Consider the following 25,042-nt stretch of genomic DNA (forward strand, 5'->3'; position numbering starts at 1 on the left):
TGTACGCCACCGGCGCGGTGCTGCTGCCGTTCTTCTCCTTCACCATCGAGCCGATGATCACCCTGGGTGGCATCGACTACGACATCTGGAGCGATGGTTGCGCGGTCCAGCTCTTGTCCTTGGTGGTGACCGTCCAACCATCGCTCCAGATGTCGTAGTCGATGCCACCCAGGGTGATCATCGGCTCGATGGTGAAGGTCATCCCCGGCTCCAGGATCGTCTGCATCGACGGGTCGTCGTAGTGCAGCACCACCAGGCCGCTGTGGAAGGACCGGCCGATGCCGTGCCCGGTGAAGTCGCGGACCACGCCGTAGCCGAAGCGCTTGGCGTAGGACTCGATGACCCGCCCGATCACGTTGATCTGGCGGCCGGGCTTGGCGGCCTTGATGCCGCGCATCATCGCCTCGTGGGTGCGCTCCACCAGCAGCCGGACCTCTTCGGAGACCTCGCCCGCCATGAAGGTGGCGTTGGTGTCACCGTGCACCCCGTTGACGTAACCGGTCACGTCGACGTTGACGATGTCGCCTTCCTGGATCACCGTCGAGTCCGGGATGCCGTGGCAGATGACCTCGTTCAGCGAGGTGCAGCACGACTTCGGGAAACCCCGGTAGCCCAGCGGGGACGGGTAGACGCCGTGGTCGCAGAAGAACTCGTGCACCACCGCGTCGATGTCGTCCGTGGTGATGCCGGGACGCACCACTTTGCCCGCCTCGACCAGAGCCTGCGCAGCCAGCTTGCCGGCCACCCGCATCGCTTCGATGACCTCGGGAGGCTGAACGTGCCCGTCGGTGTTCGGCTTGGGCGCCGGTTTGTCGACGTACTCGGGACGTTCGATGTGTGCGGGGACCTGGCGACGCGGCGTCTGAACGCCTGGCTGCAACGGAGCTCGTACCGGCATACCTTCCACTCTAACCACGAGCACCGGATCGATTTACCGGGCGGTGAGTTCCAACCGTCGAACGCAGCAGCGAAGAACACCCTTCCGGTGGGAACCGTTCCGCCGCACCACCCACGAGCGGCCCCGACCGCGATGCAGGCGGAAACCCCCTACCGCGCAGCGGAACCACCGGCGGCCGCGCCCGCCGTGTGATTTCCCGAACAGCTGCGCCTCACAGCCCGTTGAGGAAGTCGCCCGCCAGGTCCACCGCCGGACCGGACGAACCGGCATCGGTGATCAGCACCGCGAACGCCAGATCGTCCCGGTAGCCGATGAACCAGCCGTGCGCGCGCGAGCCGTCCCCGTACTGCGCGGTACCGGTCTTCCCCGCGACCTCTCCCGCACCCTGCAGTCGAGTCGCGGTGCCCCCGGTCACCACTTCGCGCATCATGGCGCGCAACTGGTCCGCGGCCTCCGGCGCCAACGGCGGCGGGGCGGCGTCCGCCTCCGTCTCGCTCCCCCGGATGAGCTTCGGCACCGGCATGCTCCCGTTGGCGGCCGAGGCCGCCACCAGCGCCATGCCAAACGGACTGGCCACGACCTTGCCCTGACCGATGCCGTTCTCCGCCCGCTGCACGGTGTCCTCGCTCCGGGGCACGTTCCCGGTGATGGTCACCGCCCCGGGCATCTCGAAGTCCACGCCCAAACCCAGCTTTTCGGCCGCCTCCGGCAGCGAGCCGGGTTCCTGGTCGACCGCGAGCTGCGCGAACGTGGTGTTGCAGGAGTGCGCGAACGCGGTGCGCAGCGGGACCGTGCCCAGGTCGAACTCCTCGTCGTTGGGGATCACCCGACCGTTGAAGGTCTTGGTGGGCGGGCACTCCACGGGGGTGTCGATCCCCGCTGCCCCGGACTCCAGAACGGCGGTCGCGGTGACGGTCTTGAAGGTCGACCCGGGCGGGTATTGGCCGCTGAGCGCCAACGACCCCTGCGCGTCGGCGGGCTCGTTCTGCGCCACCGCGAGCAGCTCCCCGGTGGAGGGCTGCACGGCCACCAGCATCGCCGCCTGCGGGACCGGGTCGACCGCCCGTTCCGCGGCCCGCTGCACCCGGTCGCTGAGAGTGGTCTCGGTGACCGGGGCCGGTTGGGAGTCCGTGGCGTGCAGCTCGCGCACCTCCGCACCGCTCCGGTCGAGCGCGACGACCTTCCACCCCGCCCGCTCCGTTGCCTGCTCGGTGGCCAGCTGGGACACCCCGGAGAGCGCTTGGGAGGCGTAGCCGCTCTCGGTGGCCAACAGCCTGTCCTGGACGGGGAACCGCACCCCGGGCAAGTCGTGGATGCGGTCCTTGACCCGCTCGTAGTCGTCCCGGCGCAGGCTGACCACCGAGTACGGCGAATCCGGGTTCTGCTCGACCCCGTCCAGGATGGACTGCTGGGTTATCGAGGGCTCGATCTCGCCCAGCGCATCGGCCAGCGACCCGGCCACCGCGGCGACGTCTCCCGCCTGCTTCGGATCGAGGGTGATCGAGACGACCTGGTCCGGCGACATGAGCGGGACGCCGTCGCGATCGAGCACCGGGGACAGCAGCGGCTGCTGCTGCCTGCGGGCGAGGGTCTGCCCCGGCTCCAGCTGCGGGTGCAGCACCGCCGGCGACCAGCGCACCTTCCGACCGTCATCGGTGTCGGTCAACGGGGCCCGGCTCCGGTAGCGCCAGTCCTGGCCGTCACCGAACCGCCAGGTGATCTCGTAGTCGGCGACCTGCTCGCCACCTCCGGTCTCCCGGATGCCGAGGAGGGATGTCGAGACTGACTCCGGCTCCAGCTGCCGGTGGGAAGCCTCCAACGACCGCTGCGCCTGCTGCGGCGAGTCGGTTTCTCCGGCAGCTGCCGCGACGTTCCCGGCGGCCAGCGCGTCGAGGAACGACCGGACCACCTCGGTGTCGGAACGACCGGTGCAGGCGGTCAACGGGATCAGCAGCAGCGCTGCCGCGGCCACCACGGCCAACCGCAGACGGAACATGCAGGCGAGTATGCCGGGAACCGGTCGGGGGCTGACAACAGGTGACCGCCACTCGGTCGCGAAAAAAGCCCTCACCAGCGGCGACTGCGCCGGTCGAACGCGCCGAGCCCGCGGGCGCCTACAGCAGAACGGTGCTGAACGAACCGATCTGCCGGAAGCCGACCTTGCGGTAGGCGATCTGGGCGGCGATGTTGAAGTCGTTGACGTAGAGGCTGGCGATTCGCCCGAATTCCCGGATCAACCGGTCGGCCACCGCAGCGGTGCCCGCGGTGCCGAGCCCGGTGCTGCGCCGATCGGGGTGCACCCACACCCCTTGGATCTGCCCCACGGTGCGGGAAAGCGCCCCGATCTCGGCCTTGAAGACCACTTCACCGTTCTCGAACCGCGCGAACGCGCGCCCGGCAGAGATCAGGTTCGACACCCTCGCCCGGTAGTTGGCCGCCCCGCCGTCCCGCGACGGGTCGATGCCGACCTCCTCGGTGAACATGGCGATCGCGGCCGGCAGGTAGACGTCCAGTTCTTCCGGACGGACCCGGCGGACCAGCGGGTCCGGCGCCACCGCCGGTGATTCCGACAGGACCATCAGCGGCTGGTCGGCGCGCACTTCCCGGGCCGGCCCCCACTCGTCCTCCAGCAGCTCCCACAGGGAGAGCACCTGCTCAGCAGGCCCCACCAAGGAAGAGCACATGCGCCGGCGGCGCAGCGAACGCTCGGCGAAGGCCCGCATCGCGTCCTGATCACCGCGCAGCGGGACCAGGTTCGCCCCGGAGAAGCACAATCCGCTCAGGTTCTGGCCGTAGCCCCACAGCTCTCCGCCTAATCGGAGGGGATGCAGGCCGACCTCCTCCACCCGGGAAGCGACCATGCAGGACTCGACCGGGGAAGCGGAGAGAACGGCGTGGACGAGAGGCGCATCCCCGTCATCCAGTAGGCGTGCACCGGCAAGTTTCAGCACTCGGTAAGAGTGCCAGAAATCCGCGGGAACAGCGCCACTCCCCGGCTCGCACCACACCCGAACGGATTGCACTCACCCATTCGGAGTAGTGATCAGCTGACGGTGACGGTCGGGTTGCCCTTCACCTCGTCGCCGTTCTCCTCGGCGATCCGCATCGCCTCTTCGATCAACGTCTCGACGATCTTGTGCTCGGGCACCGTCTTGATGACCTCGCCCTTCACGAAGATCTGCCCCTTGCCGTTGCCGGAGGCCACCCCGAGGTCGGCCTCCCGGGCCTCGCCCGGGCCGTTGACCACGCAGCCCATCACCGCGACGCGCAGCGGCACCTCCAGGCCCTCCAGCCCGGCGGTCACCTCGTCGGCCAGCTTGTACACGTCCACCTGGGCGCGACCGCAGGACGGGCACGACACGATCTCCAGCCGACGCGGACGCAGGTTCAGCGACTCCAGGATCTGCTGACCGACCTTGATCTCCTCCACCGGAGGAGCCGACAGCGACACCCGGATGGTGTCCCCGATGCCCTGGCGCAGCAGCGCACCGAAGGCCACCGCGGACTTGATCGTGCCCTGGAACGCGGGCCCCGCCTCGGTCACCCCCAGGTGCAGCGGGTAGTCGCACTGCTCGGCGAGGATCTCGTAGGCCCGCACCATCACCACCGGGTCGTGGTGCTTGACCGAGATCTTCAGGTCGTGGAAGTCGTGCTCGGCGAACAGGCTCGCTTCCCACAGCGCCGACTCGGCCAGCGCCTCCGGGGTGGCCTTGCCGTACTTCTTCAGCAACCGCGGGTCCAGCGAACCCGCGTTGACCCCGATCCGGATCGGAGTGCCGTGGTCCTTGGCGGCCTGGGCGATCTCCTTGACCTTGTCGTCGAACTTCTTGATGTTGCCCGGGTTCACCCGCACCCCGGCGCAGCCGGCCTCGATCGCCTTGAACACGTACTTCGGCTGGAAGTGGATGTCAGCGATGACCGGGATCTTGGACTTCTTCGCGATCGCCGGCAGGGCTTCCGCGTCGTCCGCGCTCGGGCACGCCACCCGGACGATGTCACAGCCCGCGGCGGTCAGCTCGGCAATCTGCTGCAGCGTGCTGTTGACATCCGCCGTGTTGGTGGTGGTCATGCTCTGCACGGAGATCGGGTAGTCACTGCCCACGCCGACCGGCCCGACGTGCAACTGCCGGGTCTTACGCCGTTCCGCAAGCACCGGGGCCGGTCCTGCGGGCATGCCGAGATCGACGGTCATCGGTTCCTCTCCAGATCTGCGTTCTGCGCGACGGCGGACATACCGCTCGCGTCCACGATACCGGCGCGGCCACATCCGGCCGGACACAGCCGGTGTCCGCCATCTCCCCGTTCCGATTCCGCCATTCAGCGGCAATCAGGCGTCTGTCCAGCGGAAACCCGCGCGGGAGGAGCTTCCGCGACGGCCCCGCTCCCCTACAGGAACGTGACCGGATTGACGATGTCCGCCACCACGATCAGCAGCGAGTACGCGATGAACAGCAAGCTCACCGCGTACGCCAGCGGCATCAGCTTCGCGGTGTCGAACGGCCCCGGGTCCGGCCGGCGGGTCAGCTTGGCGAAACCGCGCCGCACCGACTCCCACAGCGCACCGGCGATGTGCCCGCCGTCCAGCGGCAGGATCGGGAGCATGTTCAGCACGAACAGGGACAGGTTGACCCCGGCCAGCAGGTTGAACATGACCATGATCCGGTCGTCGAACCCGCCGAACTCCTCCGAAGCCAGCACCTCGCCACCCAGCCGACTGGCCCCGACGATGCTCACCGGGGTGTCCTGCTCGCGCTCACCACCGGCGATGGCGGAAACGAGGTCCGGAATCCGCTGCGGGAGCTCGACCACCTTCTGCGCGGTGAGGCTGACGAAGCCGCCGATCGTCTCCACGACCCCGCCCAGGTCTTGCTTGACCAGCTGCATCGTGGGGGTCAACCCCAGGAAGCCGACCGTTTCGTACTCGCTCGGCGAGTTCAACTTGGGCCGCTCGGTCTGCAGCAAGGTCGGGTGCAGCGTCAGCAGCTGCCCGTCCCGCTCCACCACGACCGAAACCGTGCCGGAGGACTCCCGGATGGCCAGCTGCAGGTCCTCCCACGACTCGTAGGGGCGACCGTTGAACTCCACGATCCGGTCCCCCGGGCGGAAGCCCGCGGCCGCCGCCGGCGAGGGCGGAGCCCCGGGCGGGCACTGCGTGGTGTCCGCGGTGGCGGGCAGCACGCACTCGCTGACCGAGGAGACGGTCGTGGTCCCCTGCTGGATGCCGTGCCCCATCAGGATCGCCGCGAAGATGCCGACCGCCAGGATCAGGTTCATCACCGGGCCGGCCACCATCACGATGATCCGCTTCCACGGTTTGCGCTGGTAGAACTGCCGGTGCTGGTCCTCGGGCGTGACTTCCTCGGCGGCCGCCTCGCGGGCGTCCTCGATCATCATCCGCCACGGCGCGGACGAGGCGGTGCGCCCGTACTCCTCGTCCTTCTTCGGCGGGAACATGCCGATCATCCGGATGTAGCCGCCGAACGGGATGAGCTTCACGCCGTACTCGGTGTCACCGATCTTGCGGGACCAGATGGTGCGGCCGAAACCGACCATGTACTGGGTGACCTTGATGCCGAAGAGCTTGGCGGCGGCCAGGTGGCCGAGCTCGTGCCAGGCGATGGAGAACAGCAGCCCGACGAAAAAGACGACGATGCCGACGACGACAAGCATCTAGTTCGCCCTCCCAGCGGCGATTTCGCGTGCTCGCGAGCGCGCCCACTCCTCGGCCGCGAAGACCTCCTCCACGTCCGCCGGTTCGGCCTGCCACCGATCGGCTTCGGCGAGCACCTCGCTGACAGTCTGCACGATCCCCGGGAACCCCAGCTTCCCCTGCACGAAAGCCGCGAGGGCCTCCTCGTTGGCCGCGTTGTAGACCGCCGGCAGGCATCCTCCCCGACTGCCGGCCTCCCGCGCCAGGTCCACCGCTGGGAAGGTGTCGCTGTCCAGCGGCTCGAACTGCCACGCCTGGGCCTGCTGGAAGGACAGCGCCGGGGCGGCCTCCGGCACCCGCTCCGGCCAGTTCAACCCGAGCGCGATCGGGATCCGCATGTCGGGCGGACTGGCCTGGGCCAAGGTCGAGCCGTCCGCGAAGGTGACCATCGAGTGCACGATGGACTGCGGGTGCACCACCACGTCGATGCGGTCGTAGGGCACCCCGAACAGCAGGTGCGCCTCGATCAGCTCCAGCCCCTTGTTCACCAGGGTGGCCGAGTTGATCGTCACCACGTTGCCCATCGACCACGTGGGGTGCGCCAGCGCCTGCTCCACCGTCACCCCGGCCAGGTCTTCCTTCTTCCGGCCCCGGAACGGGCCACCGGAAGCGGTCAGCACCAGCCGTTCGACTTCGCTGGACCGGCCGCCCCGCAGGCACTGGGCCAGCGCCGAGTGCTCCGAATCCACCGGCACGATCTGGTCCGGCGCCGCCTGCTTGAGCACCAGCGGACCACCCGCGACCAGGGACTCCTTGTTGGCCAGGGCCAGTTTCGCGCCGGTGGCCAGCACCGCCAGCGTGGCGGTCAGCCCGCGGGAACCGTCCACCGCGTTGAGCACCACGTCCGCCGGGGTGCTGTGGATCAGCTCGAGCACCGCTTCCGGCCCGGCGAGCAGCTTCGGCAACCGGATGGTGCCGTGCGGCACCCCCTCGGCGGCCGCGCGCAGCGCCTGCTGCACGTCGGTCAGCGCGGCGGCGTTGGCGACCGCCACCGTGTCGACCCCGAACTCGATGGCTTGCTTGGCCAGGGTTTGCGGATCGCTCCCGCTAGCGGCGATCCCGGCCACCCGGAAGCGCTGCGGGTTGTTGCGGATCACATCGAGGGCTTGGGTTCCGATGGAACCGGTGGAGCCGAGCACCACGACAGTGCGCTGCTGCGGTGCGGTATCCACTGCGTCGGAGTTCGGAGTCACGGCGTGCATCGGGCACATTCTCCCTGAAACGGCTCCGGGCCGGGGCTGGACGGTAGGTAAATCACGGAATCCGCGGCGTGACGACCAGCTGACCGGACAGCACCCGCGCCGCTACCTTGCGCGACGGCCGGTGCGCCGGGCAGGCGGGAACCCGACCGCAGCGGGCGTGTGCAAGGATGGAGGACAACCGATCCTCGCGGTCGGGTGCAACCAGCAGGGTCCGGCAGTGGCCGGTGTGGCACAGGAGGGGAAAGTGGCGAGCACTGAGCTGGAGAAGAAGCCCAGCCAGGCCATTGACCCGGCCGAGGAACCGTCGGTCGAGTGGGGTTGGCACGGTGGTTTCCCGAAGGGCACCCAGATCGCCGGCTGGTTCTCCGTCTTCGCATGCCTCGTCATGCTGATCGGCAACCACCAGGGCATCCTCAGCGGTGGCGACCAGTTCAAGGTCGAGGACATCTACCTGATCCTCGTCGCCGTCGTGCTGGCGATCGGCCTGCTCATCGACCTGCGCCGGCGTCGGACTCCGTGGCGTCGCTGAACTGACGAAACAGGCCTGATGCGAGAAGTGCCGCCCGATCCGGATCGGGCGGCACTTCTGCTGTCCGGTCACACCTGGATGCCCGTCAGCACGGTGACGACCTCGTCGGTGATGTCGGTCATCGCGGCCCGCACGCCTTCCTTGCCCACGCCGGACTCCTTGACCCCGCCGTAGGGCATCTGGTCGGCCCGGAAGCTCGGCACGTCGCCGATCACCACGCCGCCGACCTCCAGCTCCGCCGAGGCGCGGAACGCCAGCTGCAGGTCCCGGGTGAAGACCCCGGCCTGCAGGCCGTAGCGGGAGTCGTTGATCCGGCGGAACGCTTCGTCGACCGAGTCGACCGGGGCGATCGTCAGCACCGGCCCGAAGACCTCCTCGGAGCACACCTTCGCCTCTTCGGGCACCCCGGCCAGCACCGTGGGGGCGATGGTGGTGCCCTCCCGGGTGCCCCCGGTCAGCACCGAGGCACCGGCGGCGACGGCTTCCTCGATCCACTGCTCCACCCGCTCCGCGGCCGCCTCGTCGATCAACGGGCCGACCTTGGTGCTCTCCTCCCGCGGATCGCCGGTGGTCTGGGCGGCGACGGCCTTGGTGACCCGTTCGGCCAGCTCGTCGTGGACGTCCCGGTGGGCGTAGACCCGCTGCACCGAGATGCAGGACTGCCCGGCCTGGTACATCGCGAAGGTGGCGATGCGCTCGGCCGCGTGGTCCAGGTCCGGCCAGTCCGAGTTGACGTAGACCGCCGCGTTCCCGCCGAGCTCCAGGGTGACGTGCTTGCGCGGCACCGAGTCCCGGATCTGCCAGCCCACCGGCCCGGAACCGGTGAACGACACGACCGGCAGCCTGGGGTCGGCGACCAGTTCGGGCGCCTTCTCGTTCGTCGTCACCAACACCGACCAGCTGCCCGCGGGCAGCTCGGTTTCGGCGAGGATCTCGCCGAGCAGCAGCGCGGACAGCGGGGTCTTGGGCGCCGGTTTGAGCACGATCGGGGCTCCGACCGCCAGCGCCGGGGCCACCTTGTGCGCGACCAGGTTCAGCGGGAAGTTGAACGGGGTGATGCCCAGCACCGGCCCCTTCGGTTTGCGCCGGATCAACGCCATTCGACCGGTGCCGCCCTGGTCGGTGTCCAGCCGCTGCAGCTGCCCGGACCACCGCCTGGCTTCCTCGGCGCCCCACCGGAACGTGGAGATGCTCCGGTTCACCTCGGCCCGGGCCCAGGTGATCGGCTTGCCGTTCTCCGCCGTGATGAGCTGGGCCACTTCCTCGGCGCGCTCCTGCAACCGGCGGACGACGTGGTCGAGCGCCCCGGCCCGCACGTGCGCGGGCAGCGCGGCGAACTCCCGCTGGCACGCGTGCGCCGCGGACACTGCGCGCTCCACCTCGGCATCGGTGGCGAAGCAGGCGGTGCCCACGACCTTCCCGTCGTAGGGGTGGTGCACTTCGAACGCCTGGTCGCTGGTGACCTGCTCACCGGCGACCCAATTTCCGATTGCTGCGGTCATGCTCTCCCTCTTCGCGACGTCCTCCGAGGACGTCAACAAGAATCGAAACGATTCCGTTCCCGTCGGTGGGTCACAGCAGCTGCGCGATCAGCAGCACGCCCAGCGCCACCAACAGCGCCACCTTGATCACTTCCAGCGCCACGTACCACGCGTGCGCTCGGGAACGCGGCCCTTCCGCGCCGGCCAGCACCTGCGCCGTGCGCCGGTTCAAGCTGGGGCGCACCCCCACCAGCTGCCCGGCCAGCACCAGCACCGCTCCCGCGGTCAGCACGAGCACCGGCATCGGGGCAGCGGCGAACGCGATCAGCAGGGCGACGGCGACCGCGAGCACCACCTCGACGGCGTTGAGCGCGCGGAACACCAGCCGACCGATCCCCAACCCGATCCGGGTGGTGACCCCGGGCGCGCGGAACTTCAACGGCGCTTCCAGGAAGGAAATCGCCAGCACCATGCCCAACCAGCTGAAGACGACGGCGACAGCGGCCGCGGCCGCGGCCGAGGTCTGGTGCACAGCTCCTCACCCCTTCGGCAGCCAACCCCCCGGATCCATGATCCACCCGGAACCGGGGCGCGGACAGCGCCAGGTGAGTCAGCCCTCAGCGGCCAGCTGGCCACAAGCGGCGGCGATCTCCTGCCCCCGGGTGTCCCGGACGGTGCACGGCACTCCCGCCGCCCGGACCCGCCGGACGAACTCGCGCTGCACCGGCTTGGGGCTGGCGTCCCACTTGCTGCCGGGAGTGGGGTTGAGCGGGATCAGGTTCACGTGCGCGAACTGCCCCAGGTGCTCGTGCAGCAGCTTGCCCAGCAGATCAGCGCGCCACGGCTGGTCGTTGACGTCGCGGATCAGCGCGTACTCGATCGAAACCCGGCGCCCGGTCTGGTCCGCGTAACCCCGGGCCGCCTCCAGCACCTCGGCCACCTTCCAGCGGTTGTTCACCGGCACCAAGGTGTCCCGCAGCTCGTCGTCCGGGGTGTGCAGCGACACCGCGAGCGTCACCTGCAGCCCCTCCGCGGTCATCCGCCGGATGGCCGGGACCACGCCCACCGTGGAAACGGTCACCGACCGCTGCGAGAGCCCGAACCCGTTCGGCTGCGGATCGCAGATCCGGTGCACGGCGTTGAGCACCCGCTTGTAGTTCGCCAGCGGCTCGCCCATCCCCATGAACACCACGTTGGACAACCGCCCCGGCCCGCCGGGCATGTCCCCGTCGCGCATCGCGGCGGCCGCCGCGCGCACCTGCTCGACGATCTCGGCGGTCGACAGGTTGCGCTTCAAACCGCCTTGGCCGGTGGCGCAGAACGGGCAGGCCATCCCGCACCCGGCTTGGCTGGAGATGCACACGGTGGCGCGGTCGGGGTACCGCATCAGCACGCTCTCCAGCAGCGTGCCGTCGTGCGCCCGCCACAGCGTCTTGCGCGTGGTCCCGCCGTCGGTGTCGGTGTAGCGCACCGGGGTGAGCAGCGGCGGCATCAGCTGCCCGACGAGCTTGTCCCGACTGCTCGCGGGCAGATCGGTCATGGCCTCGGCGTCGGTGTTCAACCGGGCGAAGTAGTGGTGGGCGAGCTGGCGCGCCCGGAACGGCTTCTCCCCCAGCTCGGTCACGGCTGCTCGCAGCTCCTCTGCCGACAGGTCGGCGAGGTGCCGCGGCGGCATCCCCCTCCGGGGTGCCTCGAACACAAGCGGAAGAGAAGTCGAAGTCATAGCGTGTTCCAGTCTCCCACGTGCAGAAGGCTCACTTGGTGCCCCCCGGTGCACCGGTTAGGGTTTCGGTGTGGCGAAATCGCGAATTCCCCTGTTGCGAAAACTGAGCGTCCTCGCGCTGGCCGCGATGCTGCTCAGCACCGCCTGCGGGACCGGGGCCAGCGACCCCGACACCGGCAAGAAGCAGGTGGTCACCACGTTCACCGTGATCGCCGACATGGCCCGCCACATCGGCGAACCGCACATCGAAGTCTCCTCGATCACCAAACCGGGCGCCGAAGTGCACGACTACGAGCCCACCCCGAGCGACATGCTCAAAGCGGCCAAAGCCGACCTGGTGCTCGACAACGGCCTCGGCCTGGAGCGCTGGTTCGCCAAGTTCGTCGAGCGCAGCGAAGCAGCGCACGTGACGATAACCGATGGGATCCAGCCCATCCCGATCCGCAGCGGGGAACACCGCGGCGCGGCCAACCCGCACGCCTGGATGTCCCCGAAGGCCGCCCAGGTCTACGTGCGCAACATCCGGGACGCGTTCATCCGACTGGACCCCGAGCACGCCGCCGACTTCCGCGCCAACGCCGACGCCTACCTGCGGCAGCTCGACGAACTGGACCAGCGCCTGCGGGACGCCGTGGCCACCTTGCCGCCGAACCACCGCGCACTGGTGACCTGCGAAGGCGCCTTCTCCTACCTGGCCCGCGACGCCGGCCTGCAGGAGGCGTACCTGTGGCCGGTCAACAGCCACGCAGAAGGCACTCCCCAGCAGATCAAGGCCACCACCGAGTTCGTCCGGAACAACGGCGTGCCCACCGTCTTCTGCGAATCCACCGTCAACGACGAAGCGCAACGCCAAGTCGCCGCGGAAACCGGGGCCGAACTCGGCCGCAAGCTGTACGTGGACTCCCTGTCCACCCCCGACGGCCCCGTCCCCACCTACCTGGACCTGCTGCGCCACGACATCGACAGCATCGTCGACGGTCTGCGAGGAGAACAGCGTTGAGCGCGATAACGGCCCGCAACATCACCGTGCACTACGGGGACACCCTGGCCCTGGACGACGTCTCCGCGACCGTCGACGAAGCCCGCATATGCGCCCTGCTGGGCATGAACGGCTCCGGCAAGTCCACCCTGTTCAAGACCCTCCTCGGACTGCTCAAACCCGATCGCGGCACGGTCCAGCTGCTGGGCCGGGACCAGCGCACCGCGCGCCGGGAAGGCCTGGTCGCCTACGTGCCGCAGACCGAAGCCGTCGACTGGTCCTTCCCCGTGACGGTCGCCGACGTCGTGTCCATGGGCAGGTACGGCCACCTGGGCATCACCCGGCGCCTGCGCGCCGCGGACCGCCGCGCGGTGGCCGACGCGCTGGAACGGGTGGGACTCACCGAACTGGCCACCAGACCGATCGGGGCGCTGTCCGGGGGGCAGCGCAAACGCGCCTTCATCGCCCGGGCCATCGCCCAGCAGGCCCGGTTGATGTTCCTGGACGAACCGTTCGCCGGCGTGGACCGCAGGTCCGAAGCGGTCATCACCGCGCAGCTGCAGCAGCTGCGCGCGGAGGGCCGCACGATCCTGATCTCCACCCACGACCTGGCCAGCGTCCCCGAACTGTGCGATGAGGCCATCCTCCTGCAGCAACGGGTCATCGCGGCTGGCCCGGTGGAAGAGGTCGTCGTCCCGGAAACCCTCGCCCGGACGTTCGGCATCAACGACGAAGTGGAGACCGGATGAGTGACCTGCTGGTGTGGCTCGTCGAACCCCTGCAGTTCGGGTTCATGCGCCGAGCCCTGCTGGTGAGCCTGGTGGCCGGGGTGGTCTGCGCCATCTTGTCCTGCTGGATCACCCTCATCGGCTGGTCCCTGCTCGGGGACGCGGTGTCGCACGCGGTGCTGCCGGGGATCGTGCTGGCCTACCTGCTCGCCCTGCCGTTCTCCCTCGGCGCGTTCGTCTTCGGCGCCCTGGCGGTCGCGCTGATCTCCGGGGTGCGCAACACCACCCGGCTCAAAGGGGACGCCGCGATCGGCGTGGTCTTCACCGGCCTGTTCGCCGTGGGCCTGGTGCTGGTGTCCCGGATCCCCAGCCAGGTGGACCTGAACCACATCCTGTTCGGCAACGTCCTCGGCGTCAGCGACCGGGACATCTTCCAGGTGCTGCTCATCGCGGCCCTGGTGCTGACCGCGGCCCTGCTCAAGCACCGCGATCTGACCCTGTTCGCGTTCGACCCCACGCACGCGCACGCGATCGGGCTGAACACCAGGCGGCTCAACGCGCTGCTGCTGGGCATGCTGGCGTTGACCGTCGTGGTCGCACTCCAAGCAGTGGGGGTGATCCTGGTCACCGCCATGCTGATCACACCCGGCGCCACCGCGTTCCTGCTCGCCCGGCGGTTCCCGACGATGCTCGCCACCGCCGCCAGCACCTCGGTGCTCAGCGCGGTGACCGGCACCTACCTGAGCTTCCACCTGGACACGTCGACGGGTGGGATGATCGTGATCTGCCAGACCGCGGTGTTCGCGGCCGCTTACCTGGCCGCACCGCGCGAAGGACTGGTGCCGAAGCTCGTGCGCCGCTACCGGCGGGCGGATAATAGCTCGCCCGTGAACAATTCGACACCCGTATCGTGAAAGTATGACGAGTATGGCCGGGCGCCCATCACCGTCAGTCGAGGACTACCTGAGGGCGATCTACGGGCTCAGCGAGCGCGGCGTGCCCGTCACCAACACCACTTTGACGCAGCGCTTGGGCCTGAGCCCTTCTTCGGTCTCCGGAATGATCAACAAGCTGGCGCAGCTGGGTCTGGTCACCCACGTGCGCTACCGTAGCGTGACGCTGACCGCTGAAGGCCGGCGGCTGGCCTACGACGTGCTCCGCCGCCACCGGCTCATCGAGCTCTTCCTCGTCGAAGAGCTCAACTACACCTGGGACGAGGTGCACCAAGAAGCGGACACGCTGGAGCACGCGGTCTCCGACGAACTCATCGAGCACATCGCCGCCAAACTCGGCTACCCCACCCAGGACCCGCACGGCGATCCGATCCCCAGCGCGGACGGCAAGCTGGAGAGCCCGGCGACCCAACTGCTCGACCACTCCGAGCCCGGAACCGTGGGAACCATCGCCCGGGTCTGGGACACCGACTCGGAACTGCTGCGCTACCTCACCGAGAACGGCATGATCCTCGGCGCCCGGATCGAGATCTTGGAGCGCAAGCCGTTCGGCGGACCACTGGTGGTGCGCGTCGGAGAACCCCCGAACAGCACCACCCACTTCCTGGGGGACGAGATCGCGACCGCGCTGTCAATCAGTGTGCAGCACTAGCCCATCGCGCAGCCGGCGAACCACCGAGGAGAACCGGAAGGCCCGCGACCGCCGCGCCGCGCCACCCTCCTGCTGCTCGTGGTGGACCTGCTCGGGATCCAGCGCCCCGCGCAGCTCATCGCTGCTGTGCGCACCGAGAACCGCCAGCAGCAGATCGAACCGGTTGTCGGTGAGCGTCACGGCGACGTAGCCGAAGCCGACCAGACCGGCCAACACCAGACCCCCCACGAGCCAAAGCGGGGCCTGCTCGCACAGGAAAACCACCGCCAACGCCAGCACCAGCCCGGAAGCCAAGGCAATGCCCCGGGCCCACACCACCCGCTGCAACTGCTCCCGGAAAGCCGGGTGCTGCCTGCAGAGCTGGCGCATAACGCGGTTCCGCTCGAACCGGTCCATTCGAGCTAGCTGGCTCAAACCCGCGGTAACCGGCGCTGCCGCGCGGTCGGCCATGTCTTCGCTCCCGTCAACCGTCTCAGTCCTGCAACCCATCCAGTCATGCGCATCCGCAGTGACTGCCAGACAGTCGATCACGCCGACCGCTGTGGATCAAGGCGTCATTCGGGGGCGTTCCCGTTGCGGAAAAGGCACTGCCGGATAACGCCGATCGGTGAACAACGCCCTCCGATCACCGGCGAGGCGGTCCCACGTGCGTTCCAGCTCCTCCTGGGCCGTGCGGAACACCCCCTTCCACCCGACACTGGGAGCACAGCAGCGGCCGCGCGAAGGAGAGGCGATGACCGTTCCGGTGGGCGCGCCGGCCTGGGCGGACCTGGCCGCCGACGACGCCGGCAGCGCACGGGACTTCTACACCCGGCTGTTCGGCTGGCGGTGGCGAGAAGTCACCGAGTACAGCATCGCGTTCAAGGACGCCAAACCGGTCGCCGGGGTGCTGCCGCGCCCACCGGGCGTGCCGACGTCCTGGAACGTGTACCTGGAGTGCGGCGGGGCGGATCGAGCCGTCGAACGCGTCCAGCAGCTGGGCGGCACCGTGCTCACCGGCCCGGTGACCACCCCCAACGACGAGAAATTCCTGATCATCCGCGACCCGGCGGGGACCGTGACGGGTTTGTGGGAAAGCCCTCCGCGGAACACCTTCGGCCACGGCGACGCGGGCATGCTCCGCTGGGCCGAACTCCACACCCCCGACAGCGGAGTCGACCAGTTCTACGCCGACCTGCTCGGCTACCGCCAGGAAAGGGAGAGCGACAACAGCTCCTCCACCTGGTTCGTCCAGGACCAACCCCTCCTGGGGCGCGTCACCACGTCACCGGAAGACCCGCAGCCACCGCACTGGCAGCTCTACTTCCAGGTCAACCCGGAACAAGACACCGACACCGCGGCGGCGAAAGCCCGGGAACTGGGCGGCCGGGTGGTCCAAGAACCCGCCGACACCCCGCACGGGCGAACAGCACTGCTGGCGGACAACTCGGGCGCCGCGTTCGCCGTCATCGACCACCGAGCAGTGGGTTGACGCGCGAACCTCACCGGCCCACCAGCGTCTTCCGCCGGATCCGGACCCGATAACCGACCGGAACGGTCAATCCCGGGGTCTCCCGGGCCGCCCGGCGCGCGGTCCGCTCGGTGAACTCGATGCCGAACACCGCCTCCAAGTCCTCCCGGCGGTGGAACCGCCACAGGGTGTCCACCGGGAGACTGCGGAACCCCTGGCGGTCGAAGAACGATTCGATCTCGACGGGATCGATGTGCGGCGCGTCCGCCCGCATCCAATCCCCGTACGGAGAGCGAGCGGTGTCCAAGTCGACGATGGCGATCGCACCACCGGGGCGCAGCACCCGCTCCGCCTCCGCCAACCCCGGCTCGCAGCCCGGGCCGAAGAAGTAAGCGGTGCGCGCGTGCACCAGGTCAACGCTCGCGTCCGGCAGCGGCAGGCGCTGGGCACTGGCCACGCGCACGTCGACTCCCGGAGTGCCGTCGAGCCGCTTCCGGGCCCGCTCGGCGAGCTCGGGGTGCGGCTCGACACCGACCACGCTCCGGGCGGTGGCGGCGAACAGCGGCAAGTGGAACCCGGTTCCACAACCGATGTCCACCACGTCCCGGCCGGACCAGTCGCACTGCTCGCGCAGCACGCGCCACACCGCTCCGGAGCAGTCCTGCGCCCGGTTCTCCACTTCGTAGACGTCCGGCCAGTACCAGATGTTCGGGCTCGGCGTCACATCCGGCCGGGACGGTTTCCGCAACCGCAGCATCAGGCAGGAACCAGCAAGAACAGCATCATCCAGGCCACCGCGGCCGACGGGAGCAAGGAATCCATCCGGTCCATCAGCCCACCGTGGCCGGGCAGCATGTTGCCCATGTCCTTGATGCCCAGGTCGCGCTTGATCAGCGATTCCATCAGATCGCCGACCGTCGCGCTGCAGGCCAGCGCAGCACCGAACAGCAAACCGTGCCACCACTGGCCACCGAGCAGCAGGAGCACCGAAAGCACCCCGGCGAGCATGCCGAACACCAGCGATCCGGCGAAGCCCTCCCAGGACTTCTTCGGACTGATCCGCGGTGCCATCGGGTGCTTGCCAAACAGCACACCGCAGGCGTAGCCAGCGGTGTCCGACACCACCACGCCGATCATGAAGCACAAGGCGCGGAAAGCGCCGTCCTCCGGCAACACCAGCATCGCTGCGAAAGCAGCGAACAGCGGGATGTACGCGGAGGTGAACACGGACGCTGTGACGTCCCGCAGGTATCCGTCCACGCCGTCCCGGAACCGCCACACCATGCAGCCCAGGACGGTGACCACGAACGCCAGCAGCACCCCCCGCAGCCCGAACGGCCAGGAGAGCCAAACCATCGCCTGACCACCTGCCAGCACCGGGAAGAGGGAAACCCGAATGCCAGCACCACGCCGCAGGGCTCCGGCCAACTCGACGGTGGCCACCGCTACTGCGGCGGCCACGATCCCGATGAACAGATACCGAACCATCAGCAGGGACAGGACCACCGCTGCACCCAGCACCAGCCCGACGCCGATGGCTGCGGGAAGGTCGCGTCCGGCACGCGAAGAAGACGGAGGGGTCTCCGGACTGTCCGCGGGCATACCGGATTCGCCCTCGCGTTGGCCGGCCGTCACCACTCAGACCTCGAGAAGTTCAGCTTCCTTGTTCTTGACCAGTTCATCGATCTGACCGACGTAGCGGTGCGTGAGGCTGTCGAGCTCCTTCTCAGCACGCGCACCTTCGTCCTCGCCGACCTCGCCGTCCTTGACGAACCGGTCGATCTCCTCCTTCACCTTGCGCCGGATGTTGCGCACGGTGATCTTGCCTTCTTCACCCTTCTGCTTGGCGAGCTTGGCCATCTCCTTGCGGCGCTCCTCGGTCATCTGAGGAACCACCACTCGGATGATCTGGCCGTCGTTGGTCGGGTTGACCCCGAGGTCGGAGTCGCGGATCGCGGTCTCCATCGCCTTCAGCTGGCTGGCGTCGTACGGCTTGATGATCACCATCCGCGCTTCCGGCACGTTGATGCTGGCCAACTGGTTCAACGGAGTTGGCGAACCGTAGTAGTCGACGGTGATTCCGGAGAACATCGCGGGATTCGCGCGCCCGGTGCGGACGCCGGCGAGCTCCTCCCGGGCCACCTCCACCGCCTTTTGCATCTTCTCCTCACCTGCGAGAAGTGCTTCATCGATCACGGCTGCTCCTTAAGTTGCCGACCGGTGGACATTGCAAGTGTCGCTTGCTGCGCTGCGTAAAGCACCGAAGGCCCATGCTTCGAGCAGCGATCAGCACGCTCAGTCACTCGGTAGGGCCGGGGTGCTTACCAACGTTCCGATCTTCTCACCACTGACCGCGCGCGCAATGTTGCCCTCCTGGAGGAGGTTGAACACCAGGATGGGCATGTTGTTGTCCATGCACAGGCTGAACGCGGTGGCATCGGCCACCTTCAGCCCCCGCTCCAACACCTCGCGGTGGGTGATCGTCTTGAACAGCTTCGCATCCGGGTTCGTCCGCGGGTCGTCCGAGTACACCCCGTCCACGGCTTTGGCCATCAGCACCACTTCGCAGCCGATCTCCAAAGCCCGTTGCGCCGCGGTGGTGTCGGTGGAGAAGTACGGCATCCCGGTGCCGGCACCGAAGATCACCACGCGCCCCTTCTCCATGTGCCGCATCGCCCGACGCGGAATGTACGGTTCGGCGACCTGCCCCATCGTGATCGCCGTCATCACTCGGGTGTCGATCCCGTGCTCGCGCTCCAGGAAGTCCTGCAACGCCAGGCAGTTCATGACGGTGCCCAGCATCGCCATGTAGTCGCCCCGGGCCCGCTCCATGCCGCGCTGCTGCAGTTCAGCGCCCCGGAAGAAGTTGCCGCCGCCGATCACGATGGCCACCTCAACCCCGTCGGCGACGACCTCGGCGATCTGCCGGGCAACCGTGCCGACCACGTCCGGGTCGATTCCCACACTGCCGCCGCCGAACATTTCGCCGCCCAGTTTGAGCAGCACACGACCATAGCCACGCTGCGATCGGCCGTCGTCGGTCACTGGATTCCTCCTGCGAGGTTCGGTAGCACTTATTTCTCGGTCACGCTGACCAGACCACACCATCGGTGGTCACAGGCGGTCCGACAACGATGCCGCCCCTGCCGACTCACGCCGACGCCAGGACGATGCGAGCCCGACAGCTCTTCTCAAAAAACGCCCCGCCTTGCGTGAAGGCGGGGCGCCAGAGTTGTTATCTCGCCAGCCAGGATGTCAACCGGCCAGCTGGGCTGCGCTGCCGGCCGGCCGCATTCCTACACCGGCTCCCCAACGTGTGCCACGCCGCGGAGCCGACCGATCATTCCTGGCCGACCTCGAACCGGGCAAAGCCGGTGACGGTGACGCCGGCCTCGTCCAGCAGAGCCTTGACGGTCTTCTTGTTGTCCTGCACCGAAGGCTGCTCCAGCAGCACGTTCTCCTTGAAGAAGCCGTTGAGCCGGCCCTCGACGATCTTCGGCAGGGCCTTCTCCGGCTTGCCCTCGGCCTTGGCAGTCTCCTCGGCGATCCGGCGCTCGTTGGCGACGATGTCCTCCGGGACGTCTTCCCGGCGCAGGTACTTCGGCTTCATCGCCGCGACCTGCATGGCGGCGCCTCGGGCGGCCTCAGCGGAAGAACCGGTGTACTGAACGAGAACGCCCACGGCCGGCGGCAGGTCGGCCGAACGACGGTGCAGGTAGGTGGCCACCTCGCCGTCGAACTTGACGACGCGGCGCAGCACCAGCTTCTCCCCGATCTTGGCGGACAGCTCCTGGATGGCCTCGTCAACGGTCTTGCCGTCCAGGGCCGCGGCCTTGGCGGACTCCAGGTCGGCAGCGCCGGCCTCCTTGACCGCCTTGACGATCTTGTCGGCCAGGGCGATGAACTCGTCGTTCTTGGCGACGAAGTCGGTCTCGCTGTTGAGCTCGATCATGACCCCGCCCTCGGCGGCGATCAGGCCCTCGGCAGTGGACCGCTCGGCCCGCTTGCCGACGTCCTTGGCGCCCTTGATCCGAAGGGCCTCAACAGCCTTGTCGAAGTTGCCGTCGTTCTCCTCGAGCGCCTTCTTGCAGTCCAACATGCCGGCGCCGGTCACCTCGCGGAGACGCTTGACGTCGGCCGCGCTGATGTTCGCCATTGTGCGTTATCCGTCCTCGTTCGTACGCAGCTTGGAAGATGTTGCAGGCTCGATGCGGGCTTCGCCCGGTGCGGTGCGGCACCGGCCGGCGAGAACCGCCGGGGTGCCGCACCGCCAGTGTGGCAAGCAATCAGCCGGAATGCCCGGTTCCGCACCGGTGGCCGGCGCGGACCGGTGATCCGACCTCAGGACTGGGACTGAGCGGACTCGCCGGCCTGCTGCCCCGCGGCGGCCTCAGCGGTCTGCCCGGTCAGCAGTTCCTTCTCCCACTCGGGCAGCGGCTCGCCGCTGGCCGGCTTCTCCTCGCCCTCAGCAGCACCGTTGGCGCGGCCGCTGCGGGCCATCAGACCTTCCGCGACACCGTCGGCGACCACGCGGGTCAGCAGCGAAGCCGAGCGGATGGCGTCGTCGTTGCCCGGGATCGGGTAGTCGACCTCGTCCGGGTCGCAGTTGGTGTCCAGGATGGCGACCACCGGGATGCCCAGCTTGCGAGCCTCGCTGACGGCGATGTGCTCCTTCTTGGTGTCCACGATCCACACGGCGCTGGGCACCTTGTTCATGTCGCGGATACCGCCGAGCGTCTTCTCCAGCTTCTCCTTCTCGCGGGTCAGCATCAAGATTTCCTTCTTGGTGCGACCCTCGAAGCCGCCGGTCTGCTCCATGCTCTCCAGCTCCTTGAGGCGCTGGAGCCGCTTGTGCACGGTCTGGAAGTTGGTGAGCATGCCGCCCAGCCAGCGCTGGTTGACGTACGGCATACCGACCCGCTGGGCCTGCTCGGCGATGGCTTCCTGAGCCTGCTTCTTGGTGCCGACGAACAGGATCGTCCCGCCGTGGGCGACGGTCTGCTTGACGAAGTCGTAGGCGGTGTCGATGTACGACAGGGTCTGCCGCAGGTCGATGATGTAGATGCCGTTGCGCTCGGTGAAGATGTAGCGCTTCATCTTCGGGTTCCAGCGACGAGTCTGGTGCCCGAAGTGCACGCCGCTGTCGAGCAGCTGCTTCATGGTGACGACGGCCATGGCCTGTTTCGCACCTCTTCGGTCGGGCGCGCCGGAGCGCGCGGGATTTGGTTGTCGCGACGAGCCGGGTGACCCGCCGCCCTGGTGCCCGCTCGACACTCCCACCCGGACCGGAGCCCGGGACCGCGGGAGGTCGGCAACCTGCTCACGCCCTGCTGGTGGTACCAATCAGGAGAACCCGATCAGAGTTGAGCGCCACCAGTGCTGAAGTCGCGCGCGGGCACGCGAAGTCGGTCCGTGCGGACACGAAACCGCGGCAACAGTGTACTGGACCAGCTGCGTCCACTTGACCGTGGACCGCCAGCTCTCCACACCCGTCCGGGTTGTCCACATTCCCGCGAGCAAAACCTGCTCGGCAACGCCGCACCCGGACATCTTCGGGGCATGCGACTGTTGATCTCCGTGCTGTTGTGCGGCGCGCTGGCGACCGCGGCACTGACCACCCCACCCGCGGTCGGACCCCACCTCGCCGACCGCCGGCCAGCACCGGCGGCCACCCGGCTCAGCTGGCCCCTGACCCCACCGGAAGTGGTGCGCCAATTCGTCCCGCCAACGCACCCGTACGGCCCCGGCCACCGGGGAGTGGACTTGGCCGGCGCACCCGGGCAGCCGGTCCACGCGGCCGCGGGTGGACGAGTGGTGTTCGCCGGCTGGTTGGCCAACCGCCACGTCATCGCGATCGAGCACCCCGACGGGCTGCGCACCAGCTACGAACCCGTTCGCCCGGTGGTGCGGACCGGCAGCCCGGTTTCCCGGGGCCAGCTCATCGGCCACCTGGAGGCAGGACACCCGGAGTGCGCCGCCCCGCCCGGGCAGACCTGCCTGCACTGGGGCGTCCGCCGCGGCCGGCAGTACCTCGACCCGCTCCGGCTCGTCGGCTCCGGTCAGGTCAGGCTGCTGCCCTGGTGAGCTAGAGCTGCTCGCTCAGCTTGGCGCGCAGTCGGAGCACCGCACGCGTGTGTAACTGGCACACCCGGGACTCGGTGACCCCCAGCACCTTGCCGATCTCCGCCAAGGTGAGGTTCTCGAAGTAGTACAGCGTCACCACGATGCGGTCCCGCTCGCTGAGGCGCTCCACCGCCTCGGCCAGCAACCGCCGCCGGTCCCTGGCCACCAGGGTGGCGACCGGGTCCTCGGCGTGGTCGTCCGGCAGCGTCTCGGCCAGCGACGAAGCAGCCGGACCGCTGCCGATGAAGTCGTCCAGCGCCACCACGCTCGTCATGCGCAGCTGCGCGTACAGGTCCCGCAGCTCCTCCACGGTGATGCCGAGCTCTTCGGCCAATTCGGCATCGGTCGCGGTGCGCTGGAGCCGGGCCTCCAGTCGTTCTTGCGCCCGTTCCACTTCCCGCGCCCGACTGCGCACCGACCGCGGAACCCAGTCCTGAGCTCGCAGATCGTCCAGGATGGCGCCCCGGATCCGCTGCATCGCATAGGTCTCGAACTTCAACCCGCGTTCCGGCTCGAACTTCTCGATCGCGTCGACCAGCCCGAAGATGCCCGACTGGATCAGGTCCGAGACCTCGACGTGCGACGGCAGGCCGGTGCCGACCCGACCGGCCACGTACTTCACCAGCGGTGCGTAGTGCAGCACCAAGCGGTCACGCAGCTCCTGGTCCCGGCGTTCACCGAACGCTTTCCACAGAGCCACGATGCCCGCCTCGACTTCCTCCGGACTGCGCTGCCCATCGGATTGCAGCGCAGGATCCGGCACCACGTCGAAGTCACCGTCGCCGGCCTCCTCGGGAACACCGGGCTGATCACCGTTTTCACCAGCACGATGACCGTTGGCCGAGCCGTTCGGCGCACGGCCAGCTCCCCGGGTCGAGGTCGGTCTCGCGGCCACCGTATCGGCGCCGCCCCCGGCGCGGTCAGGAACGGGGGTGGGTTCGGTCATGGATCGCCTTAAGCCGTTCGACAGTGACGTGCGTATAAAGCTGTGTCGATGCGAGCGTAGCGTGACCAAGCAACTCCTGAACGCTACGCAGGTCAGCTCCTCCTTCGAGAAGATGAGTGGCGGCCGAGTGGCGCAAGCCGTGCGGGCCGAGATCCGGAGCCCCGGAAACCGCCGCCACCGCCTCGTGCACGACTTGCCGAACCGCCCGCGGATTTATCCGCTTTCCCCGGATACCCAGGAACAACGCTCTCTCCGAAGCGTCGTTGCGCAGCGCCGGACGACCGTCGGCGAGCCAACGCCGCACGGCCTGCTCGGCCGGGACTCCGAAGGGAACGACGCGTTCCTTGTCCCCTTTGCCGAGCACTCGCAGGACCCTGCGCTCGAAGTCGACGTCCTCGAGCTCCACCCCGCACAGCTCAGCCACCCGAACCCCGGTCGCGTACAGCAGCTCCACCAAGGCGTGGTCGCGCAGCGCCACGGGATCTCCCGTCTCGGCGTTGCGCGCCAAGCGTCGCAGCACCTCCGCGGCCTGCTCCCGCCGCAGCACGGCCGGCAACTTCCGCTGCTTCACCGGGGAGGCCAACCGCGGCCCCGGGTCGTTGGGCAGATGGCCGCGCTCGTGCGCCCAGGAGGTGAAGTTGCGGACCGCAGCCACTCGGCGGGACAGCGTCGACCGGCTCGCGTGCTGCTCGTGTTGGGCCGCCAACCAGCGCCGCAGCAGCGAAACGTCCAGTTCGGCCACGTCCGCAACACCGCTGTCCGCGAGATGGGTCAGCAGCGACACCACGTCGCCGAGGTATCCGCGCACCGTGTGCACCGACAGTCCTCGCTCGACAGCCAGATGACGTTCGAACTCGTCAGCCACACGACCGAACCCGGCCGGCAACTTCGCCCGCGCAGTCTGCAGATCCGCCATGTGTGACTCCCTTGATCGAGTCCGAGTCGTATTCGACGCTCGTCGCTGCACCAGCGATGGTCAAGCATCGCCACGCCGATGTGCGATCACAGGTGTCCTCAGAACTCGGTGATCGCGGCCCAACCGCTCGCCGAACGCACCGCCAGACCTGCTGATTCGAGTTCGCGGAGCAGCGCTCGCACCCTGCCCGCGGGCAGCCCGCAGTCCGCAGCGATCTCGTCGGGAGTGGCCGCCGGCCCCGCGGACAGGGAGTCGTGGATCCTCTTGGCGTGGGGGTGCAGCGCGTCCGTGGGGCGCACCTGCGCCGGAACTCGGTTGAGCGGTTGGCTCCCCAGCGGACGCAAGATCTCCAGCACGTCCTCGGTGCTGGTGACCAGCACCGCCTTTCCGGAGCGGACCAGGGCGTGGCAGCCGACCGAATTCTTCGCGGTGATCTGCCCGGGAACCGCCATGACCGGACGTCCCAGGGCATCCGCCGTGTTGGCGGTGTTCGCCGCGCCACTGCGCGGTCCCGCCTCGACCACGACCGTTGCCGCGCCGATCGCGGCGATCAGCCGGTTGCGCACCAAGAACCGGTGCTTGCGCGGCGGAGTGCCCGGGGGGTATTCGCTGAGCACCACCCCCTGCCCGGCAATGGCTTCGAGCAGCCTGGCGTGCCCGGCCGGGTAGTCGATGTCCAGACCACAGGCGAGGAAAGCGCAGGTGGTGGCTCCAGCAGCCAACGCGCCGCGGTGCGCGGCCCCGTCGATGCC

General features: G+C 68.7%; 26 protein-coding genes. 7 read left to right on the forward strand and 19 right to left on the reverse strand.

The features are described 5' to 3' along the window. Positions 1-76: 76 nt before the first annotated feature. The 6 genes from map to dxr form a co-directional block, all read right to left on the reverse strand. Complete coding sequence (gene map, locus SREC43747_RS0114780) at positions 77-898, reverse strand: type I methionyl aminopeptidase (RefSeq protein WP_051388051.1); 822 nt, start codon at positions 896-898, stop codon at positions 77-79. A gap of 211 nt (positions 899-1,109) precedes the next feature. After that, positions 1,110-2,894: a penicillin-binding transpeptidase domain-containing protein gene (locus SREC43747_RS0114785; RefSeq protein WP_051388052.1), complete on the reverse strand. Its 1,785-nt coding sequence runs from the start codon at positions 2,892-2,894 to the stop codon at positions 1,110-1,112. 118 nt (positions 2,895-3,012) lie between these two features. Next, a complete protein-coding gene (locus SREC43747_RS0114790) occupies positions 3,013-3,849 on the reverse strand; it encodes a GNAT family N-acetyltransferase (protein WP_029722071.1) in 837 nt (278 codons plus the stop codon). 92 nt (positions 3,850-3,941) lie between these two features. Continuing rightward, a complete protein-coding gene (gene ispG, locus SREC43747_RS0114795) occupies positions 3,942-5,090 on the reverse strand; it encodes a flavodoxin-dependent (E)-4-hydroxy-3-methylbut-2-enyl-diphosphate synthase (RefSeq protein ID WP_029722073.1) in 1,149 nt (382 codons plus the stop codon). A 194-nt stretch (positions 5,091-5,284) separates the two neighbouring features. Continuing rightward, on the reverse strand, positions 5,285-6,568 hold the full coding sequence (locus SREC43747_RS0114800; RefSeq protein WP_029722075.1) for a M50 family metallopeptidase: 1,284 nt from the start codon (positions 6,566-6,568) through the stop codon (positions 5,285-5,287). Continuing rightward, a complete protein-coding gene (gene dxr / locus SREC43747_RS0114805; protein WP_051388055.1) occupies positions 6,569-7,810 on the reverse strand; it encodes a 1-deoxy-D-xylulose-5-phosphate reductoisomerase in 1,242 nt (413 codons plus the stop codon). It abuts the gene before it with no gap. A gap of 244 nt (positions 7,811-8,054) precedes the next feature. On the opposite strand from dxr, the gene SREC43747_RS0114810 reads away from it, so the two are divergent. Continuing rightward, entirely contained in the window at positions 8,055-8,339 is a 285-nt protein-coding gene (locus tag SREC43747_RS0114810; protein WP_029722077.1) for a DUF2631 domain-containing protein, read from the forward strand. A 68-nt stretch (positions 8,340-8,407) separates the two neighbouring features. Here the strand turns inward: SREC43747_RS0114810 and SREC43747_RS0114815 are convergent, their stop codons facing one another. The 3 genes from SREC43747_RS0114815 to rlmN form a co-directional block, all read right to left on the reverse strand. Continuing rightward, complete coding sequence (locus SREC43747_RS0114815; protein WP_029722078.1) at positions 8,408-9,841, reverse strand: aldehyde dehydrogenase family protein; 1,434 nt, start codon at positions 9,839-9,841, stop codon at positions 8,408-8,410. 70 nt (positions 9,842-9,911) lie between these two features. Beyond that, positions 9,912-10,292, reverse strand: a complete 381-nt coding sequence (locus tag SREC43747_RS0114820; protein ID WP_051388056.1) for a hypothetical protein — start codon at positions 10,290-10,292, stop codon at positions 9,912-9,914. A 138-nt stretch (positions 10,293-10,430) separates the two neighbouring features. Then, positions 10,431-11,543, reverse strand: coding sequence for a dual-specificity RNA methyltransferase RlmN (gene rlmN, locus SREC43747_RS0114825; protein WP_037332141.1), 1,113 nt, complete (start codon positions 11,541-11,543; stop codon positions 10,431-10,433). A 70-nt stretch (positions 11,544-11,613) separates the two neighbouring features. Between rlmN and SREC43747_RS0114830 the strand changes: the two genes are divergently transcribed. The 4 genes from SREC43747_RS0114830 to SREC43747_RS0114845 are packed head-to-tail and all read left to right on the forward strand — an operon-like array spanning position 11,614 to position 14,855. After that, a complete protein-coding gene (locus tag SREC43747_RS0114830) occupies positions 11,614-12,543 on the forward strand; it encodes a metal ABC transporter substrate-binding protein (protein WP_051388053.1) in 930 nt (309 codons plus the stop codon). Further along, positions 12,540-13,271, forward strand: coding sequence for a metal ABC transporter ATP-binding protein (locus tag SREC43747_RS0114835; RefSeq protein ID WP_029722082.1), 732 nt, complete (start codon positions 12,540-12,542; stop codon positions 13,269-13,271). The genes SREC43747_RS0114830 and SREC43747_RS0114835 overlap by 4 nt, the downstream gene beginning before the upstream one ends. Continuing rightward, complete coding sequence (locus tag SREC43747_RS0114840; RefSeq protein WP_029722084.1) at positions 13,268-14,164, forward strand: metal ABC transporter permease; 897 nt, start codon at positions 13,268-13,270, stop codon at positions 14,162-14,164. The genes SREC43747_RS0114835 and SREC43747_RS0114840 overlap by 4 nt, the downstream gene beginning before the upstream one ends. Before the next feature lie 4 nt (positions 14,165-14,168). Beyond that, positions 14,169-14,855, forward strand: coding sequence for a metal-dependent transcriptional regulator (locus tag SREC43747_RS0114845; RefSeq protein ID WP_029722086.1), 687 nt, complete (start codon positions 14,169-14,171; stop codon positions 14,853-14,855). Here the strand turns inward: SREC43747_RS0114845 and SREC43747_RS0114850 are convergent. Then, positions 14,835-15,386: a hypothetical protein gene (locus SREC43747_RS0114850; RefSeq protein WP_236623208.1), complete on the reverse strand. Its 552-nt coding sequence runs from the start codon at positions 15,384-15,386 to the stop codon at positions 14,835-14,837. The two genes, SREC43747_RS0114845 and SREC43747_RS0114850, sit on opposite strands and share 21 nt — an antisense overlap. Before the next feature lie 202 nt (positions 15,387-15,588). Here SREC43747_RS0114850 and SREC43747_RS0114855 point away from each other — a divergent pair, with 202 nt between their 5' ends. Beyond that, positions 15,589-16,326 carry a VOC family protein gene (locus SREC43747_RS0114855; RefSeq protein ID WP_029722088.1) on the forward strand — a complete coding sequence of 246 codons (738 nt, stop codon included), beginning with the start codon at positions 15,589-15,591 and terminating at the stop codon, positions 16,324-16,326. 10 nt (positions 16,327-16,336) lie between these two features. On the opposite strand, the gene SREC43747_RS0114860 is transcribed toward SREC43747_RS0114855, so the two are convergent. The 6 genes from SREC43747_RS0114860 to rpsB form a co-directional block, all read right to left on the reverse strand. Further along, complete coding sequence (locus tag SREC43747_RS0114860) at positions 16,337-17,062, reverse strand: class I SAM-dependent methyltransferase (protein WP_029722089.1); 726 nt, start codon at positions 17,060-17,062, stop codon at positions 16,337-16,339. Then, the gene (locus SREC43747_RS0114865; protein ID WP_029722090.1) at positions 17,062-17,907 is read right to left on the reverse strand and encodes a phosphatidate cytidylyltransferase; all 846 of its coding nucleotides are present in this window, start codon (positions 17,905-17,907) and stop codon (positions 17,062-17,064) included. The genes SREC43747_RS0114860 and SREC43747_RS0114865 overlap by 1 nt, the downstream gene beginning before the upstream one ends. A 36-nt stretch (positions 17,908-17,943) precedes the next feature. Next, complete coding sequence (gene frr, locus SREC43747_RS0114870) at positions 17,944-18,501, reverse strand: ribosome recycling factor (RefSeq protein ID WP_029722091.1); 558 nt, start codon at positions 18,499-18,501, stop codon at positions 17,944-17,946. Between the two features lie 99 nt (positions 18,502-18,600). Then, positions 18,601-19,350 (reverse strand): UMP kinase, encoded by a 750-nt coding sequence (pyrH, locus tag SREC43747_RS0114875; RefSeq protein ID WP_029722092.1) that lies wholly within the window; start codon positions 19,348-19,350, stop codon positions 18,601-18,603. 295 nt (positions 19,351-19,645) lie between these two features. Then, positions 19,646-20,461, reverse strand: coding sequence for a translation elongation factor Ts (tsf, locus tag SREC43747_RS0114880; RefSeq protein WP_029722093.1), 816 nt, complete (start codon positions 20,459-20,461; stop codon positions 19,646-19,648). A gap of 185 nt (positions 20,462-20,646) precedes the next feature. After that, positions 20,647-21,480: a 30S ribosomal protein S2 gene (gene rpsB / locus SREC43747_RS0114885; protein ID WP_029722094.1), complete on the reverse strand. Its 834-nt coding sequence runs from the start codon at positions 21,478-21,480 to the stop codon at positions 20,647-20,649. A 384-nt stretch (positions 21,481-21,864) separates the two neighbouring features. Here rpsB and SREC43747_RS0114890 point away from each other — a divergent pair, with 384 nt between their 5' ends. Beyond that, positions 21,865-22,389 carry a M23 family metallopeptidase gene (locus SREC43747_RS0114890; protein WP_029722095.1) on the forward strand — a complete coding sequence of 175 codons (525 nt, stop codon included), beginning with the start codon at positions 21,865-21,867 and terminating at the stop codon, positions 22,387-22,389. Between the two features lies 1 nt (position 22,390). On the opposite strand, the gene whiG is transcribed toward SREC43747_RS0114890, so the two are convergent. The 3 genes from whiG to SREC43747_RS0114905 all read right to left on the reverse strand — a co-directional run. Then, positions 22,391-23,374 (reverse strand): RNA polymerase sigma factor WhiG, encoded by a 984-nt coding sequence (gene whiG, locus SREC43747_RS0114895; RefSeq protein ID WP_029722096.1) that lies wholly within the window; start codon positions 23,372-23,374, stop codon positions 22,391-22,393. Continuing rightward, entirely contained in the window at positions 23,349-24,290 is a 942-nt protein-coding gene (locus tag SREC43747_RS0114900; protein ID WP_029722097.1) for a tyrosine recombinase XerC, read from the reverse strand. Before SREC43747_RS0114900 ends, whiG begins: the two co-directional genes overlap by 26 nt. 98 nt (positions 24,291-24,388) lie before the next feature. Continuing rightward, a partial coding sequence (locus SREC43747_RS0114905; protein WP_037332144.1) for a DNA-processing protein DprA occupies positions 24,389-25,042 on the reverse strand: 654 nt, incomplete at its 5' end.

Origin of the sequence: Saccharopolyspora rectivirgula DSM 43747 (assembly GCF_000497205.1) — a bacterium.
Lineage (GTDB): Bacteria > Actinomycetota > Actinomycetes > Mycobacteriales > Pseudonocardiaceae > Saccharopolyspora > Saccharopolyspora rectivirgula.

Bases quoted from the DNA above. Each gene is read 5' to 3' on its own strand.
- SREC43747_RS0114865 (WP_029722090.1), bottom strand. From the start codon at position 17,907: ATGCCCGCGGACAGTCCGGAGACCCCTCCGTCTTCTTCGCGTGCCGGA.
- SREC43747_RS0114900 (WP_029722097.1), bottom strand. From the start codon at position 24,290: ATGGCGGATCTGCAGACTGCGCGGGCGAAGTTGCCGGCCGGGTTCGGT.
- whiG (WP_029722096.1), bottom strand. From the start codon at position 23,374: ATGACCGAACCCACCCCCGTTCCTGACCGCGCCGGGGGCGGCGCCGAT.
- map (WP_051388051.1), bottom strand. From the start codon at position 898: ATGCCGGTACGAGCTCCGTTGCAGCCAGGCGTTCAGACGCCGCGTCGC.
- SREC43747_RS0114840 (WP_029722084.1), top strand. From the start codon at position 13,268: ATGAGTGACCTGCTGGTGTGGCTCGTCGAACCCCTGCAGTTCGGGTTC.
- SREC43747_RS0114800 (WP_029722075.1), bottom strand. From the start codon at position 6,568: ATGCTTGTCGTCGTCGGCATCGTCGTCTTTTTCGTCGGGCTGCTGTTC.
- SREC43747_RS0114815 (WP_029722078.1), bottom strand. From the start codon at position 9,841: ATGACCGCAGCAATCGGAAATTGGGTCGCCGGTGAGCAGGTCACCAGC.
- SREC43747_RS0114820 (WP_051388056.1), bottom strand. From the start codon at position 10,292: ATGGTGCTGGCGATTTCCTTCCTGGAAGCGCCGTTGAAGTTCCGCGCG.
- rlmN (WP_037332141.1), bottom strand. From the start codon at position 11,543: ATGACTTCGACTTCTCTTCCGCTTGTGTTCGAGGCACCCCGGAGGGGG.
- rpsB (WP_029722094.1), bottom strand. From the start codon at position 21,480: ATGGCCGTCGTCACCATGAAGCAGCTGCTCGACAGCGGCGTGCACTTC.
- SREC43747_RS0114855 (WP_029722088.1), top strand. From the start codon at position 15,589: ATGACCGTTCCGGTGGGCGCGCCGGCCTGGGCGGACCTGGCCGCCGAC.
- dxr (WP_051388055.1), bottom strand. From the start codon at position 7,810: ATGCACGCCGTGACTCCGAACTCCGACGCAGTGGATACCGCACCGCAG.
- SREC43747_RS0114785 (WP_051388052.1), bottom strand. From the start codon at position 2,894: ATGTTCCGTCTGCGGTTGGCCGTGGTGGCCGCGGCAGCGCTGCTGCTG.
- SREC43747_RS0114890 (WP_029722095.1), top strand. From the start codon at position 21,865: ATGCGACTGTTGATCTCCGTGCTGTTGTGCGGCGCGCTGGCGACCGCG.
- ispG (WP_029722073.1), bottom strand. From the start codon at position 5,090: ATGACCGTCGATCTCGGCATGCCCGCAGGACCGGCCCCGGTGCTTGCG.
- SREC43747_RS0114860 (WP_029722089.1), bottom strand. From the start codon at position 17,062: ATGCTGCGGTTGCGGAAACCGTCCCGGCCGGATGTGACGCCGAGCCCG.
- SREC43747_RS0114845 (WP_029722086.1), top strand. From the start codon at position 14,169: ATGACGAGTATGGCCGGGCGCCCATCACCGTCAGTCGAGGACTACCTG.
- tsf (WP_029722093.1), bottom strand. From the start codon at position 20,461: ATGGCGAACATCAGCGCGGCCGACGTCAAGCGTCTCCGCGAGGTGACC.